This is a genomic window from Bradyrhizobium sp. ma5 (assembly GCF_042258955.1).
Classification (GTDB): Bacteria; Pseudomonadota; Alphaproteobacteria; order Rhizobiales; family Xanthobacteraceae; genus Bradyrhizobium.
This window is the reverse complement of the sequence record NZ_CP170156.1, coordinates 1206306-1221853: the sequence shown is the minus strand read 5'-3', so window position 1 is coordinate 1221853 and position 15548 is coordinate 1206306. Positions and strand designations below refer to the sequence as shown.

Here is a 15548-nt window from a genome sequence, read left to right as displayed (position 1 = left end):
TTACCCTCCGTATGGCGCGAGTATGAGGTCGCGGTTGACAAGAACGCGAACCGGGAAACCAGGTCGTATGGTCAAAGTAGGTTGAATATTGAGGCTACGCCGAACCACCTGCTGTCCAGTTTGGTTCAATGAGTCGGAGGCGCCATGCCGCAACGCCTGAATGATGGCGCTGTCGTTGCTATTTGTGTCGGATCCTGCACCTAGTTCCGTCCCGACAGCCAAGAACGTCGACAGCGCAGCCGCCTTGAATAACTCACCCCAGTGATTGTCGACCTGGTCTTCGAGACCCGCATAGCCGGCGGTGTCAGCGCCAGACTGCCGCTCAAGAACGATGGAATGTCCATTCGGCATGATCAGCCTCGTCCAAACAAGGAGGACGCGGGATTGGCCAAAAGCGACCTGGCTGTCGTAGATGCCGATCAGACGCGCTCCCTGAGGCACAAGCAGATAGCGGCCAGTTGGCGTGTCAAAAACATTCTCGGTCACCTGCGCTGTGATTTGGCCTGGAAGGTCCGATCGGATCCCGGTGATCAGGGCCCCCGGAATGACCGTCCCGGCCTGTACGATATACGGTGAAGCCGGCCTGGAGATTCGGTCAGGGCTCACCGTGCGACGATCCACAGCAGCATTCACGAAGGCAAGCTTCCCGTCCTGACCGTTCTGCACAAATCCGTCGGCGGCGGTGCTCGTTGCGCTCGGTGACCCGACACGGTCGCCTACAGCTGCCGCAGCGGCGGGCGGACGCACCTCTCCTCCATTGGTCGCAGCGAACAAATGGCTGATCCGGGCTGCTTCGGTCTCTTGGTCTCGGCGCTGCTGTTCCGAGTCAGCGCCGATCGTCGACGACTGGCCTTGGGAAGCAAGGATTGGTCGACCGAGGTCACCAGGGAGCGGCGGACCTAGCTGCGGTACCGCCTGACGTGGAATGCCAGTGTAGTCCTTCGGCAGCGTCGCTATGCCGTCGGCAACATTGTGGTGGTCGGTGCTGTAAAGCTCATCGGTCGCCTGATTTCGGGCACGATTGCTCTGCAACGACCACAACATAGCTCCGCCGATGACGAGCAAGGCAACCGCGCTTCCTCCCGCGAGAACCTTCCGCGACAACCGTGTCACGCGCGGATGGTCCGCTCTTAGCCGGAAACTTCTGGACGCATCGTCCTGCGTTTGCGGAGGAATCGCCTCTTCGCGGTCATTTCCGTTCTGCGTGTTCATTACGACGGCCTCCCGTCGGTCCTGACAACTCTGACCTTCTGCTGGTGCTCACCCCCGAGCCGCAGTTCCGCGGCAGCAAACAGTCGATCCACAATCAACACATTGCCGTAGGCGCGATAGTTGACCAGTTGCGTCTTGCCATCGGGGCCGATGACGAAGAGCGGAGGCATCTCGCCTTGGACAATCCCTTGTGGAAATTCGACGTAGACCTTACGGCCGTCGTCATATGCGGCAAGCGGCCGCCAGGGTGGGCTGTCTCCTTCGATCGCATAACGAAAGACACGCTGGGCTGGATCGGGAAGGACGGGTCTGAGAGTGGCCGATCGCGATCGTTCGCGAACGGTTTCGGGATAGTACCAGGCGACGGATGGCATGTAGGGCCGCTCGCGGGAGCGGAGCTCGATCAGATAAGTGCGCTGGTCTGTATTGACGACAAGGTTGGTTTCGATCGACGCGCGGGTCGGCTTCACCAGGATATGGACGCGTCGCGTGTCACCACTTCCGCTCTCGGTATCGCCTACGACCCAGCGCACTGTGTCTCCAGCCGCGATTGGCCCCGATCCTGTTAGTTGCTCTCCCTCCTCGAGCGCAATGTCCGTGATCTGACCGGGGGCCGCGTAAACCTGGTAGAGCGCTCCCGGACTGTAAGCGTAGATATGAGCCGCGTTGAAATATCCCCGCTTACGCGGTTCGACGCGCGCCGCGCTGTTTGCGGCTTCAACCCGGCTTACAGGTTCGGCCTCTTCCTTCACCCCCGACTTGCCGCCGAGCACTGGTTTCCAAAGCGGAGGAACGTGAAGCGATTTCGATCTGTCGTCGACGGGCACTGGAGGCGCCGTCAGCGCTGGCACTTCAGCGTCATAGCTGATCTCCGGTGGAATATAGGTCGCGCAACCTCCGAGGGCCGACGTAGAAAACACCAGAGCGGACAAGATCGCTCGCTTCGAGGTTACGAACCCGGCGTTGAGCTTGCTGTGCCGAATAGAAGGCTTTGCATAAGCGTTTGACGTCGTCTTGGTCACTGACCCAGCTCCTTCGACCAGTTGATGGCGCGGACGTAGACGCCAAGAGGATTTTTGCGCAGGCGTTCGGCATCGCGCGGCATCTCGATGACGACCGTGAGTATCGCGGTCCAACGTTCGGTCGAGCTCAACGAGCCGTTGTCGTAAATGCGCTGATTCCACGCGACCCGAAAGCTGTCGGGTGAGGCACGGATGACGCTCGAGACCTCGACGGAAATCTGCGTTTTGCCCAGCTTGGCAAAGGGATCGTTGTTGCGCGCGAAGTCGTTGAGGGCGACCGCGCCGCGATCGGTCGCAAAGTCATAGGCCCGAAGCCAATTCTGGCGCAGCACGATGCCATCGGCGGGAAGGCCTCTGACATCCTCGATAAAGCGCGCCAAGTGATAGGCGATCTGCGCATCAGTGGGTTGATAGTCGACGCTGGCCGGAGCGACCCTTTGAGCCTGGCCGAGACGATCGACCTCGACCACCCAAGGCGTGATCGACCCCTGCGCAGATTGCCAGACAAGTCCGCTTGCAAGACCTGCCGACAGCATGAGGCAGCCGAACGCCATGAAGCGCCAGTTTTTAGCCTGCACGCGGGCGGATCCAATGCGTTCGTCCCAGACCTGTGCCGCCTTTTGATAAGGCGTAATCGGCCCGGGCATGCGCCCGTAATGAACGGAAGATCGTTTGAACATCGATGTTGCCCCAGTGGATCGAGTGATCGGTGTGAAGTCGTGCGGCTTTATGGTTTGAGCCGTCGCCGCCTGCGGCGGGTGGCTAAGGCGACGCTCGGCTGCGTTTCAGCGCTCTCCTTCGGACAAATCGACGGAGGAACCGCTGCCGCCATGATCGCCGGAGCGGACCGCGTGGCCGGCGGTCGCCGCGCCATGTTGGATGGTCTGGGCACGTTTCATGCGCCGCGCCCAATCAGGCTGCCCGTCCGCGGAAGCGCTCGCAGCCGGTTCATTCCCCTGGCCGTTGCTGGTGAATGCGGCGACCGCCCGACGTAGCGGACTCATGGCGGCCGAGCTACCGGCTTCGGCGACGCCGGCAAGACCACCGCTTCGATAAGCTGCGGTTGCTCCACTTAAGACAGAGCTCCCACCGCGCGCAGCACCGGCTATGGCTCCGCCGGCGAGGCCGGCACCACCAGCAGCAAGGCCCGCGCCCGCTGCAGCGACGCCGCCAGCGGCAAGACCCGTTCCGATCGCAGCGCCAGCGCCGAGTTGCGGTCCGCCGGACACCAGGCCATTTGCGATTCCGGGACCGAAGATACCGAGGCCCAACAACGAGAGCGCCGCAAGTACCAACGTCATCGCGTCCTCGATGGTCGGCTGTGCGCCGCCGAAGCCTGAGGTGAACTGCGAGAACAGGGTCGAGCCGATGCCGACAATCACGGCCAGGACCAGAACCTTGATTCCGGACGATATGACGTTGCCCAGCACGCGCTCGGCTGCGAAGGCGGTCTTGCCAAACAAGCCGAAGGGAATGAGCACGAAGCCGGCGAGTGTCGTTAGCTTGAACTCGATCAGGGTGACGAAGAGCTGGATCGCCAAGATGAAGAAGGCGAGCAGAACAACAACCCACGCGAATAAGAGAACGACGATCTGGACGAAATTCTCGAAGAAGCTGATGTAGCCCATCAAGCTGGAGATCGAGTCGAGCAGCGGTCGACCAGCATCGAGCCCGACTTGCGCGATCTTTCCCGGTCGCAGGAAATCTGCCGAGGAGAGGCTAGCGCCAGATGCTTTCAGCCCAAGACCGGCAAAGCTCTCGAAGACGATGCGTGCGAGGCCGTTCCAGTTGCCGATGAGGTAGGCAAAGACGCCAACGAACAGCGTCTTCTTGACGAGGCGCGCGATGAGGTCCTCGTCCGTTCCCCAACTCCAGAACAATGCGGCGAGCGTAATGTCGATCGCAGCCAGGGTTGTTGCGAGATATCCGACATCGCCACCTAATAGCCCAAAGCCATTATCGATGTAGCGGGTAAACGTCTCCAGAAACTGATCGATAATGCCGGTACCGGTCATGGCCTGCTCGCTTCAGGTAGCGCCACGGATGGATACCCTTGCGGCATCCGGCTCTCGTCCTTTGGCGTGGGCGTCAGACTGGAGGCCAGATCGGGACGCCGAGACGCGGCGCCACCGCCAAAGAAGCGACGCCGGCTTTCGGCCCAAACTTTCTGGCAATATTGATAACCTGCCGCATCCTCCGAAGTGACGGTACGGCAGCGGGCTAGATCGGAACTGTCGACGTCCGAGGTCTGCTCCGCCTTTGGCGGCGCAGATGTCTCCTCTCCGCCACGGAGCTGGATCGCACAGGCTGCGACGACCAACATCCCGGCGGATACGAGCAGTGACAACGCCTTGAATGGCCCTGTATCGGTCATCAGTGAAACATCTGCACGTTGGAGGATTGATAGCCCTGTGCCGGCGTCAGAAACCGCCTGAGTTGCTCTCGGCCCTGGTCTTGCGCCGCAGCGCGCTGTGCCGCTTCAAGGCCTTGCGCCCTGCCCTGTGCCGCCACGGCGGCGGTAAGATCCGCGAGTTGCTGCGCTTGAAGCGCAAGGATCTGGTTGCCGGCCTGGGTTGCCTGCAGCGCGCCGCTGGCACCTTGACTGGATGTGACAAGTGCCGATGTCTGGATGCGGTTGGTGTCGAGATTGCTGACGACTCCGGCCTGGACCCGGAGCGAGTCTTGCAACGCTGCGACAGAATTTTGCCACCGCGATTGAGCGTTGCTGGTCAGCACTTGGCTCGACTGGCTGCCCGTAGCTGGCGCATAGCTGGTCGAGAACGCGCGATCGATCTGCTGGACGTCGTAGGCGATCCGCTGAGCCTGGGCCAGCAATTGCTGGGTCCGTTGGATCGATGCTTGCAATTGCTGCAAGGACGAGTACGGCAGGTTTGCCAGATTCCTGGCCTGATTGATCAGCATCTGCGCCTCGTTTTGCAACGAGGTGATCTGATTGTTGATCTGCTGCAGCTCGCGCGCGGCGGTCAGGACGTTCTGGACGTAATTACTGGGATCGAAGACGATCAGCGCCCGTGCGGGCACCGGGACGCCAAGCAACAGCGCGAAGGCGGCCGTGGTCGCCAATAGGCCAAGAGGTCTCATAACGATTTCTCCAGATTGACGAGATTGGGGATCAGATCTGTCGCCCAGGCGACGCCACGATGCTGGAGCCAGGCAGGCACGAAGCCGTCGGGTCCATGTTCGGCGATGAGTTGCGTGATGGCGGCCTGGTCTGTCTTGGAAGAGGCCGCGGTAAATGCGAGCGAAACCTCACCAAGGCCAAGTTCGAACATCCGATTGCCCCGACGCGACTGGCAATAGTAGTCGCGCTTTGGCGTTGCTCGGCTCAGAAGCTCGATTTGACGGTCATTAAGGCCGAAGCGGCGGTAGATGGCAGTGATCTGCGGTTCGATCGCCCGTTCGTTCGGCAGCAACAAGCGCGTTGGGCAGCTTTCGATGATAGCCGGCGCAATCGCTGAGCCATCAATGTCCGAAAGCGACTGTGTGGCGAAGATGACGGACGCGTTCTTCTTCCGAAGCGTCTTCAGCCATTCCCGGAGCTGCCCCGCAAAATCCTCGTCATCGAGGGCAAGCCAACCCTCGTCGACAATCAGGAGTGTCGGCCGACCATCGAGACGATCACCAATACGATGGAAGAGGTACGCCAGCACGGCCGGCGCCGCACCCGTTCCGATCAAGCCTTCGGTCTCAAACGCCTGGACCGACGCCTCGCCGAGACGTTCGAATTCGGCATCAAGCAAGCGCCCGGACGGACCGCCGAGGCAATATGGTTGCAAAGCGCGTTTCAGAGAGTTCGATTGGAGCAGGACTGACAGGCCCGTGAGGGTGCGCTCCTCCCTCGGCGCCGAAGCGAGAGATGTCAGCGCCGACCACAGATGATCCTTGACCTCCGGGGTGATCTCGACCTTTTCCCGTGCCAGGATCGCGCCGATCCATTCCGTCGCCCATCCGCGCTCGGATGGATCATCAATCCAGGCCAGCGGCTGCAGGGCGACGGGTTGTTCACCTCCGTCAGACAATGCGCCGCCGAGATCGTGCCAATCACCGCCCATGGCGAGGGCGGCCGCGCGAATCGAACCACCGAAATCGAACGCAAAGACCTGAGAGTTCGGGTAACGCTGGAACTGTAGCGCCATCAGCGCGAGCAGCACTGACTTGCCCGCGCCTGTCGGCCCCACCACAAGGGTATGACCGACGTCGCCGACGTGGAGTGAGAATCGGAACGGCGTTGATCCCTCGGTCTTGCCGAACAAAAGCGGCGGACCCTTGAAGTGCAGATCCCTCGCCTCGCCCGCCCACACGGCCGACATCGGAATCAAATGAGCGAGGTTGAGGGTCGAGACCGGCGGCTGCCGCACGTTGGCATAGACATGTCCCGGCAGGCTACCGAGCCAGGCTTCAACGGCGTTCACCGTCTCGATCATGCAGGTGAAATCTCGCCCCTGGATGACCTTCTCGACCAGCCTCAGCTTTTCATCGGCAGCACTGGGATCGCGATCCCAGACGGTAATAGTTGCCGTGACAAAGGCTTGTCCGATCTGATCGGAACCCAGCTCCTGCAACGCCGCGTCGGCATCAAGCGCTTTGTTGTGTGCGTCGGTATCGAGTAGCGTCGACGCCTCATTCGTCATGACCTCTTTGAGGATGGCGCCGATGGATTTTCGCTTGGCAAACCACTGCCGACGAATCTTGGTCAGCAGCTTGATGGCATCGGTCTTGTCGAGCATGATCGCTCGGGTCGACCAACGATAAGAGAATGGCAGGCGATTCAGATCATCCAGAATTCCCGGGGTCGTCGCGCCCGGAAAGCCGACAATCGTCAGAACTCGCAGGTTGGCTGCCCCCAGCATCGGCTCAAGCCCGCCAGTCAGCGGCTGGTCCGCCAACAGCGCATCGATGTACATAGGAATTTCGGGCACTCGAACGCGATGACGCTTGGTCGAAATCGTCGAGTGCAGGTAGGTCAGCGTGTCCTGATCATCGAGCCAGGCGCATTCGGGCATGAACCCTTCGACGAGCTGGAGCACGCGGTTTGTTTGATCGACAAATCCGCGGAGTACCTCACGAGCGTCTGCTCCCACGGCCCGATCGCGTCCCTCATAGAGCAGTCGCTCTGCCTTCGCCGCCCCCTCCTCCGGCGGCAAATAGAGGAAGGTCAGGAAATAGCTCGACTCATAGTGGGCGCCTGCCTCCTCGAATTGCGCTCTGCGCTCGGCGTCGACCAGTGCAGACGCGACGTCCGGAAAGGTGTTCGGCGGGTAAACACCTGTAAAATGACGCTGCGCCTCAACGAACACGGCCCAGCCGGATCCGAGACGACGCAAAGCGTTGTTCAGACGGCCGGCGACGGCGACAAGTTCAGCCGGCACTGCGCTGTCGAGGTCGGGGCCCCTGAATTTCGCAGTCCGCTGAAACGAACCATCCTTGTTCAGAATGATCCCCTCATCGACCAGCGCTGCCCAAGGCAGGAAGTCGGCGAGGCGAGCATTGGAATGGCGATATTCGGCAAGGTTCATCATGACTGAGCTCAAGCGTTGAGGTGACCGGGAATGCGCAAATGTCGGCGCACCACGTCGACGAAGGCAGGATCGCGCTTGACGGCCCAGACGGCGGCCATGTGACCGATGAACCAGAGAACGAGACCCGCGATCCACAGCCGCAGTCCAAGTCCAAGAGCGGCTGCCAACGTGCCGTTGATGATCGCGACCGATCGCGGCGCGCCAGCCATCAGGATCGGCTCGGTGAGTGCGCGATGCACGGGCACAACAAAGCCTGCGACTGGCTCATCCATCAGATCACCACGCCGCCGCCGAAAGAGAAGAACGACAGGAAGAAGCTCGAGGCTGCGAACGCGATCGACAGTCCGAACACGATCTGGATCAGCCGCCGGAAACCACCCGATGAATCGCCGAACGCGAGCGTGAGCCCAGTCACGACGATAATGATGACGGCCATGATCTTTGCGACCGGACCTTCAACCGATTGCAGGATCTGATTGAGTGGCTGCTCCCACGGCATGTTCGAGCCAGCCGCCCGTGCCGGCGCGGCCGTCAGGAGAATGGTGCCAAAAGCTCCCAGTGAGGCGGCTTCTCGAAGAAAGCGAAATTGCGGACGCATATAGGTCTCCTGCTGGTGAAAGGCTATAATCGCCAGTGGCTCCAAGCCCCGTGACGAGGGCGAGCTCGGCAAGGCGACGATCGGCACCGCGTCCCGTGAGCAGAGCGACGAGGTTGATGGTCTCGGCGATCAGTGCGCGCGGAACAGTTATGACGGCTTCCTGGATGAGTTGCTCGAGTCGCCGTAACGCACCGAGCGCGGTGCCGGCATGGATGGTGCCGATGCCGCCGGGGTGACCTGTGCCCCAGGCCTTCAGCAGGTCGAGTGCTTCGGCGCCCCGGACTTCACCGATCGGGATACGGTCAGGACGCAGTCGAAGCGAGGACCGAACAAGGTCAGAGAGCGTGGCTACGCCGTCCTTGGTCCGTAGCGCAACGAGATTGGGCGCCTTGCATTGGAGTTCGCGTGTGTCTTCAATCAGCACGACCCGATCGGAGGTCTTTGCCACCTCGGCCAGCAGCGCGTTCGTCAACGTGGTCTTGCCCGTCGACGTACCGCCAGCGACCAGGATGTTCTTGCGATCGGCGACCGCAGCCCTTAAGGCGCTGGCCTGATCTGATGTCATGGTTCCCGCGACGACATAGTCGTCGAGTGTGAACACCGCGACCGCGGGCTTGCGGATGGCGAAGGCAGGAGCTGCAACGACTGGAGGTAACAAACCTTCGAAGCGCTCGCCGGTCCCAGGTAGTTCGGCAGAAACGCGCGGTGAGCCAGCATGCACCTCCGCGCCTACATGGTGCGCCACCAGACGAATGATGCGCTCGCCGTCGGCCGCGGACAACGTTTCGCCGGTATCAATGAGACCACTCGACAGCCGATCAATCCACAAACGTCCATCCGGATTGAGCATGACCTCAATGATTGCGTCGTCTTCCAGGTAACCCGCAATCGCCGTACCGAGCGCGCTACGCAGCATTCGCGCACCGCGCGAATACGCCTCCGATTGAAGTATTACCACGGCCGCCCCCACCGAATGAGGACGTCTAAAGGGCGCCCTCAGATGGGGATCATCAAGAAAGCCACCGACCGAGCTAACGCAACGATCGCTTTCAGCGATCGTAGACCAGCGTAGAAAAAGGAAAGACTAGGTACGGATATTGAACATGTGCTCGAACGTTGCGGATCGCTGCTCACCACTCCGCATCGCCGTCCGCTGGGACTAGTACGACCGCTTGCTCGTACGAAGTGACCGGCTCGACTACGTCGGAGACGTTAGCCGGCGCAAAGAAGGGTATTGAACCTTTCCTCCAGGTAAAGGAGCGGAGGCATGACAGCGCAAACCAAACGAACGCCGCTATCTGTGCTGCTACGTTGAGACCGAACGCGACTTGATAAGCCAGGATGGCCCGATGGCCATCTACCGTGGACCACTGGTCCAGAACCAGGCCCGTCCCATATTGGGCGAGAAATGCACAACCGAAGTGCAGCACGTTCAACGCACCGTTGGCACGCCCGGCAAGCTCTGGCGGAAAGTAATCCGCTATGACCGTAAAACTGACCACTGTCGCAGTTCCGACAATTGCTACAACGGACCACGGCAAAAGGGATGGCAAAGGCGCGCGCAGGATCAAGGCAAGCTCGGCGACCATGAACAGCACTGCGACAATCGCTAATATCGTTTCGGCTCCCACTCCTCTTCGCCTTAGATGATGAACCGTGGTACCGAATATCCAGGCACCGCCGCAGAGTGCCGTCGACATCGTGAACAGCTGTCCGACAAGGCCAGCACGATCAAATCCCTCTACGTCCGTCAGCCACGGCGATGCCCATAATCCCTGCAGAGACCAGGCGGATCCCACACAAGTCGCTGACAACGGGGCAACGCGCCAGAAACGCCTGTCGCCAAAAACGGACCTAAGGGTGGCGGGGTTTGATGCGGTTGGTGGGATGATGGCTCGTTCAGGAACAGCGAGATAGATGAGCACCGCCGTCGCGCCGGTCGCGGCCGCAAGGATTTCAAAGAGCTGTCGCCAGCCCATCCAGGCGAGCAGGTGTTCAGCGGGAGCAGTCGCGGTCACCGCGCCGAGCGACCCCAACATGATCATGTAGCCATTCAGCAAGGCCACTCGTTCCCTCGGAAACCAGAGAACGATGGATTTCAACCCGGCCGTCAGCGCAGCCGCAACTCCAAGGCCGATCATTGCTCGCGAAATCAAAAGGGACGGTAATCCCGTCGACGTCGCGAATAGGCCGGCACCCGCGGCGGCGACCAAGAGCAACGCACTTTGGACGCGACGCGGGCCAAAGCGGTCCAGCAATATACCGATAGGGATCTGAGCCGCCGCGAACGCCAGGAAATAGACTGACGTGAGCAACCCGAGGTCGGCAGTCCCGAGCCCGGCATCCGAGACGAGACGGCCGGAGATCAAAGCGTTGATCGTTCGAAACAGATATGAAAGATAGTATGCGGCAGTGAATGGAAGAAAAACGCGCGCGACGAGACGCCATGCCACTGAAGTTTGCATGCTGGGCCCTTTTGCTCCTCAGCTCATTCGAGCCGATAGCGTGTCCAGCTTTTTGTCGGCTTGGCTAAATTTCTACGGTCGTGGACTGGCGTAGAAAAAGAAAGACCCGCGAACAGCGTGTCTCGTCATTCAATCAGGTTTCGTTGCCAGGTTCCTGACGGACGATATCTTCCGGAATCTCTCGTAGAAAGCTCTGCCCCTTTTGCAAGCGGCGCCCGAGCGCCTCGATAAATCCTTCAAAGCGTTCCCGGCCCTTGAGCTGCGCGGCCGCCTGTGCGTCGTTTGGCAGCGGTGGCGTGATGGTCAGCCAGAAGCGGATGAATAGGGCTAGGGTTTCGGCCGTCAGGCCGACGTCACGCTCGAGCCTCTGCATCTGGCGCGATAGACGGTCCAGGCGACGGGTGAACGCCGCCTCCCGCCTGTCCACCCCGTCTGGTGACAGAAAGGACGCAACCGCCGCTTCCACGATCGCAGACCTGGAAAGATTCTTACGATCGGCAATATCCGTGATCTGCTTCAGAAGCTCCGGCGGAAAGTACACATTCATCCGGTCGCGCATGTCGGCTCACAGCTCCATACCGTCATTCGGGTCCATGGCAACCTGACGGGCGACGCCACGCATCTGCTGACGGAGAAGTCGAGATTGGCGTACTGCATCCTCGTCGTCGTCAAGAACAACGGCAAATTCCTCTGCCGGCGTTGAATCGGCCGTCTCCTTCACAATCGCAACGTGATCGGGGAGCTCGGGCTCGCGACGAAGCCCGCTGTTCGCCGTGTCTTCCTCTGCCTGCTCCGCCCTGCTTGTTGGAAGCGCTGCCGGCGTGAGGATTCCAAGCGTCGACCATCCGTCCGCCCGCAATGAGCGGCCGGAGGCCGCAGGATCTGGCGGCGGCAAGACGCGTTCGGAGAACCGCCGATCCTCGTAGTAGCGCACCTTCTTGGCGCGGATCGGGGGCGTCCCTGCCACCATGACGATTTCCTCCCACGGCGGGAGTTGCATGACCTCACCAGGGGTCAGGAGCGGCCTCGCGGTTTCCTGCCGCGAGACCATGAGGTGCCCCAGCCAGGGATTCAACCTGTGACCGGCATAGTTCTTCATCGCCCGCATCTCGGTCGCCGTACCCAGCGCGTCTGAGACCCGCTTGGCGGTCCGCTCATCGTTGGTCGCGAAACTGACGCGGACGTGGCAATTGTCGAGGACCGCGTTGTTGGGCCCGTAGGCCTTCTCGATCTGATTGAGCGATTGCGCGATCAGGAAACTCTTGATCCCATAGCCCGCCATGAATGCGAGCGCAGACTCGAAGAAATCGAGACGCCCAAGTGCCGGGAACTCATCGAGCATCATGAGAACTCGGTGTCGGCGGTCGCTGGCGTGCAAGTCCTCGGTCAGCCGCCGGCCAATCTGGTTCAACACGAGGCGGATCAGGGGCTTTGTCCGCGAGATATCGGAGGGCGGAACCACAAGGTACAGCGTCGTCGGGCGGATATCGGCAGTTAAGTCGGCGATCCGCCAGTCACACCGGCGGGTCACCTTCGCTACCACGGGATCGCGGTAGAGCCCGAGGAACGACATCGCCGTGGACAGGACACCGGAACGTTCATTGTCCGATTTGTTGAGCAGCTCGCGCGCGGTCGAGGCGACGACAGGATGCGCTCCCTGCTCGCCGAGATGCGGCGTGGTCATCATGGCCTTCAAGGTCGCCTCGATCGGCCGCCTCGGGTCGGACAGAAAAGAGGCGACGCCGGCTAGGGTCTTGTTCACCTCGGCATAGAGGACGTGGAGGATGGCACCAACCAGGAGCGAATGACTGGTCTTCTCCCAATGGTTCCGCTTGTCCAGCGAGCCCTCGGGGTCGACCAGAACGTCGGCGACATTCTGGACGTCGCGGACCTCCCACTCCCCGCGTCGGACCTCGAGCAGTGGATTATACGCTGAGGACTTTGGGTTGGTCGGATCAAACAACAGGACGCGCCCATGACAGGAGCGAAAACCGGCAGTCAGTTGCCAGTTCTCGCCCTTGATGTCGTGAACGATGGCCGAGCCTGGCCAAGTCAGCAGCGAGGGAACGACGAGACCAACACCTTTGCCGGACCGGGTGGGAGCAAAACACAACACATGTTCTGGTCCATCATGGCGAAGGTAGTCCTCCTCGAGCTTGCCTAGCACCACGCCATCTTGACCGAGAAGACCGGCTGCTCTCACCTCTTCCAGACCGGCCCAGCGCGCCGAGCCATAGGTCTCGACATTCTTGGCCTCGCGGGCTCGTCAGACCGACATGCCGATCGCCGCCGCGATCGAAACGAAGGTCCCCGACGCCGCAATGAAGGCTCCCTCGACGAACACCCGAGGTGCATAGGCATCGTAGACGAACCACCACCAGAAGAAGATCGGCGGATAGTAGATCTTCCAATCCCACAGCTCGAACCAGGGGTGCCCGAGCTCCGGCTGGTAGGCGAGCCGCCAGGCGGTCCACTGGGTTGCTCCCCAAATGGCAAGCAAAACGATTAGCCCGACAACGATCACCTGGCCCCAGAGGATCTTGGTTCCGGACATCCCGAAAGTCCTTCCGCAACTGAATTGGCGAGATGCTAGAGGCCCAGGTCGCGCTTGCGGCCAAAGCCCCATTCGATGCCGCCGCCATCCCTCGCGACGCCGGTGACGTGTTGGCCGAACTTCTTCTCGAGCTCACGCGACCACGGGACGAGCTGGAAACCGAGCCCATTGTCGATCATCGCGAAACGCCCCGACGCGAGTGTCAACCGCTGGCGATACGTGCCTGTCACGTGCTCCCCGGACGCTGACTTCACGTGAGGCAGGCCGGTGTCGGCCGAGACCTTTGCTCCCACCTCGTCCAGTTCGCGTCGACGCAGTGTGTTCAGAAGGTCGCGTTGCAGGATGATGCGCTGGCCCTGCCGCCGCGCCAGTCCTTCCTCAACCAGACGCTCGGCGCGAGCTTCCATGGCTTCGCGAGTCTCGCGGCCGAATCCTCCCATGGCGAGCGGCATCGGATCGCGTTCGACCAGGCGGTGGTCGAGCCAGGTCGCGCCTTTCGCGGTGACCTGCTCTCCAAGATCCATATCGGAACGGGGCGCGAGCATCACGCTGGGACGCGGATCACCGGCTTGACCAAAGCGTCTTACTTCGACGATGCCGCCGACCGGCGGCGCATGTTCGAAGGCTTCGATCCCGCGGAAGCGGAGGTGGTGCGCACGCCCGTCTGTTCCGTCGATCACGGCAAAAGCCTCGCCGGTCAGTTCGTCGTACAGCCCCCGACCGACTAGCCGCCCGACGATCTGGGACGCTGGCGGCCCACCTTCGATGACGTAGTCGGCAACACCGCGCGATTCCCCGCGCTCGGTGAAGGCGCGGTGCATGGTCTTGATGATGTCACCGCGCATGCCGAGGTCGCGCAGATTACGCTCGGCCTCGAGCCCAACCATCCACTCCCCTGGCGCAACGGGCGCGGCAAGGCCCATTTTCTCCAGGTGCTGAAGGCGGCCGATCATCAGGCGCCGGATCTCTGGGTCGGAGCTGCCAGGAGTTTCTGGGCGTAAATCGATGTAGCCGGTTTCGTCGGCTCCAAGTCGGATCTCTTGATCGAGTCGCGTCCATCGCCCCGCCGTGACTTCGCGCTGCAACGAATTGCGGATCTCATGCTCTGGCTTTGGACCCAGTTCGATGCCGACCAGTTCCTCAGCGCGTGAGCGCAGGCCATGGCTGATGTAGTCGCGGGAGATCACGAGATCGGCTCCGTCCTCGTCGACTCCTCGAATGAGAAGATGGACGTGAGGGTTGTCCGTGTTCCAGTGATCCACGGCCACCCAATCGAGCCGCGTACCGAGATCGGTCTCGATCTGCTTGGCCAGGTCGCGGGTGAATGCCTTGAGATCGGTCATGTCGCCAGCGTCCTCGGGCGAGACGATGAACCGGAAATGATGCCGGTCGCCCTCGCACCGCTCCGTGAAGGCCGCGCCGTCGGCACGGTCACCGCCGGCATCAAACATCTCGGCCATCTCGCCGCTTCGAGTCACCCCATCGCGCTTCAGATATGAGAGGTGGGCGGTCAATGGTGCCGAGCGGAAAGCTCGCCCTTTGTGGCGGACAATGCGTGCTTTCACCACGACCCGCCGCGTCGGGCTGAACAATCGGGCGCGGCTAAAGGACAACCGGCCACGACCAAACGTCGAGCGCCCATAGGCCGCAGAACGCTTGCCAACCGCAGCCTGACCCGAGGTATGTCCGGCTTTCTTCGCGGCACGTAGCACCTGGTTGATGAAGCTCTTCGGCTTAGGCGCGCGAGTGCTGCGGATGCGTCCGGGCCGAATGCGCAGATCGCTGTCGCGCGCAATCATGGCCGGGCCCCCAAGCGGTCGGAAGCGCCTACAGTGCCGAATACTCCGTTGATAACTCTGATCAAAAGATATGGCGCGGCACGCGCCACGACCGACCGGCACGCCAGAACCCAAGCCATGCCAATGGCTTGCGGTTCGACCGGCGAGCCCCTTTTATCTCGCCTTCCTAATCGGGCGTGCAAAGTCAATCCACGTCTACGCTTTTCTGCGACTTTCTGCACTTCAATCATCACGCACTCCTTGCAACAACAACGCACACACCTCACCAAAGCCGCGATCGCGGTTTGCATTCTCCAGGCGGGGTCCATGCGTTCCTCCGCGTTCAGCACTATGGCCGTCGCATGCTCTTCATCAGGTT

General features: G+C 61.3%; 12 protein-coding genes and 2 pseudogenes. All 14 read right to left on the bottom strand.

What is annotated here, in order from left to right:
* The 14 genes and pseudogenes from ACE103_RS05560 to ACE103_RS05495 all read right to left on the bottom strand — a co-directional run bounded on the left by ACE103_RS05560 (nucleotide 1) and on the right by ACE103_RS05495 (nucleotide 15190).
* Complete coding sequence (locus ACE103_RS05560) at nucleotides 1-1212, bottom strand: TrbI/VirB10 family protein (protein ID WP_375778622.1); 1212 nt, start codon at nucleotides 1210-1212, stop codon at nucleotides 1-3.
* Nucleotides 1212-2195, bottom strand: coding sequence for a P-type conjugative transfer protein TrbG (gene trbG, locus ACE103_RS05555; RefSeq protein WP_375781015.1), 984 nt, complete (start codon nucleotides 2193-2195; stop codon nucleotides 1212-1214). The genes ACE103_RS05560 and trbG overlap by 1 nt, the downstream gene beginning before the upstream one ends.
* Before the next feature lie 35 nt (nucleotides 2196-2230).
* Nucleotides 2231-2914: a conjugal transfer protein TrbF gene (trbF, locus tag ACE103_RS05550; protein WP_298363120.1), complete on the bottom strand. Its 684-nt coding sequence runs from the start codon at nucleotides 2912-2914 to the stop codon at nucleotides 2231-2233.
* A 105-nt stretch (nucleotides 2915-3019) separates the two neighbouring features.
* Nucleotides 3020-4249, bottom strand: coding sequence for a P-type conjugative transfer protein TrbL (gene trbL, locus ACE103_RS05545; RefSeq protein ID WP_375778621.1), 1230 nt, complete (start codon nucleotides 4247-4249; stop codon nucleotides 3020-3022).
* Nucleotides 4246-4557, bottom strand: a complete 312-nt coding sequence (gene trbK-alt / locus ACE103_RS05540; protein WP_375781014.1) for a putative entry exclusion protein TrbK-alt — start codon at nucleotides 4555-4557, stop codon at nucleotides 4246-4248. The genes trbL and trbK-alt overlap by 4 nt, the downstream gene beginning before the upstream one ends.
* A 50-nt stretch (nucleotides 4558-4607) precedes the next feature.
* Nucleotides 4608-5336: a P-type conjugative transfer protein TrbJ gene (gene trbJ, locus ACE103_RS05535; protein WP_375778620.1), complete on the bottom strand. Its 729-nt coding sequence runs from the start codon at nucleotides 5334-5336 to the stop codon at nucleotides 4608-4610.
* Nucleotides 5333-7774 (bottom strand): conjugal transfer protein TrbE, encoded by a 2442-nt coding sequence (trbE, locus tag ACE103_RS05530; RefSeq protein ID WP_375778619.1) that lies wholly within the window; start codon nucleotides 7772-7774, stop codon nucleotides 5333-5335. Before trbE ends, trbJ begins: the two co-directional genes overlap by 4 nt.
* Nucleotides 7775-7782: 8 nt before the next feature.
* The gene (locus tag ACE103_RS05525; protein ID WP_375778618.1) at nucleotides 7783-8046 is read right to left on the bottom strand and encodes a VirB3 family type IV secretion system protein; all 264 of its coding nucleotides are present in this window, start codon (nucleotides 8044-8046) and stop codon (nucleotides 7783-7785) included.
* Nucleotides 8046-8372: a TrbC/VirB2 family protein gene (locus tag ACE103_RS05520; protein ID WP_375778617.1), complete on the bottom strand. Its 327-nt coding sequence runs from the start codon at nucleotides 8370-8372 to the stop codon at nucleotides 8046-8048. The genes ACE103_RS05525 and ACE103_RS05520 overlap by 1 nt, the downstream gene beginning before the upstream one ends.
* A 4-nt stretch (nucleotides 8373-8376) precedes the next feature.
* Nucleotides 8377-9288: pseudogene (gene trbB, locus ACE103_RS05515) on the bottom strand (P-type conjugative transfer ATPase TrbB); the annotation flags it as partial.
* Nucleotides 9289-9502: 214 nt separating this feature from the next.
* Nucleotides 9503-10837: an MFS transporter gene (locus ACE103_RS05510; protein WP_375778616.1), complete on the bottom strand. Its 1335-nt coding sequence runs from the start codon at nucleotides 10835-10837 to the stop codon at nucleotides 9503-9505.
* Between the two features lie 133 nt (nucleotides 10838-10970).
* Entirely contained in the window at nucleotides 10971-11396 is a 426-nt protein-coding gene (locus ACE103_RS05505) for a CopG family transcriptional regulator (RefSeq protein ID WP_375778615.1), read from the bottom strand.
* Between the two features lie 6 nt (nucleotides 11397-11402).
* Nucleotides 11403-13391: pseudogene (locus ACE103_RS05500) on the bottom strand (conjugal transfer protein TraG).
* A 35-nt stretch (nucleotides 13392-13426) separates the two neighbouring features.
* Nucleotides 13427-15190, bottom strand: a complete 1764-nt coding sequence (locus tag ACE103_RS05495; protein ID WP_375778614.1) for a relaxase/mobilization nuclease domain-containing protein — start codon at nucleotides 15188-15190, stop codon at nucleotides 13427-13429.
* Between the last annotated feature and the right edge of the window lie 358 nt (nucleotides 15191-15548).

Bases quoted from the DNA above. Each gene is read 5' to 3' on its own strand.
- ACE103_RS05560 (WP_375778622.1), bottom strand. From the start codon at position 1,212: ATGAACACGCAGAACGGAAATGACCGCGAAGAGGCGATTCCTCCGCAA.
- trbF (WP_298363120.1), bottom strand. From the start codon at position 2,914: ATGTTCAAACGATCTTCCGTTCATTACGGGCGCATGCCCGGGCCGATT.
- trbL (WP_375778621.1), bottom strand. From the start codon at position 4,249: ATGACCGGTACCGGCATTATCGATCAGTTTCTGGAGACGTTTACCCGC.
- trbK-alt (WP_375781014.1), bottom strand. From the start codon at position 4,557: ATGTTGGTCGTCGCAGCCTGTGCGATCCAGCTCCGTGGCGGAGAGGAG.
- trbJ (WP_375778620.1), bottom strand. From the start codon at position 5,336: ATGAGACCTCTTGGCCTATTGGCGACCACGGCCGCCTTCGCGCTGTTG.
- trbE (WP_375778619.1), bottom strand. From the start codon at position 7,774: ATGATGAACCTTGCCGAATATCGCCATTCCAATGCTCGCCTCGCCGAC.
- ACE103_RS05525 (WP_375778618.1), bottom strand. From the start codon at position 8,046: ATGGATGAGCCAGTCGCAGGCTTTGTTGTGCCCGTGCATCGCGCACTC.
- ACE103_RS05520 (WP_375778617.1), bottom strand. From the start codon at position 8,372: ATGCGTCCGCAATTTCGCTTTCTTCGAGAAGCCGCCTCACTGGGAGCT.
- ACE103_RS05510 (WP_375778616.1), bottom strand. From the start codon at position 10,837: ATGCAAACTTCAGTGGCATGGCGTCTCGTCGCGCGCGTTTTTCTTCCA.
- ACE103_RS05505 (WP_375778615.1), bottom strand. From the start codon at position 11,396: ATGCGCGACCGGATGAATGTGTACTTTCCGCCGGAGCTTCTGAAGCAG.
- ACE103_RS05495 (WP_375778614.1), bottom strand. From the start codon at position 15,190: ATGATTGCGCGCGACAGCGATCTGCGCATTCGGCCCGGACGCATCCGC.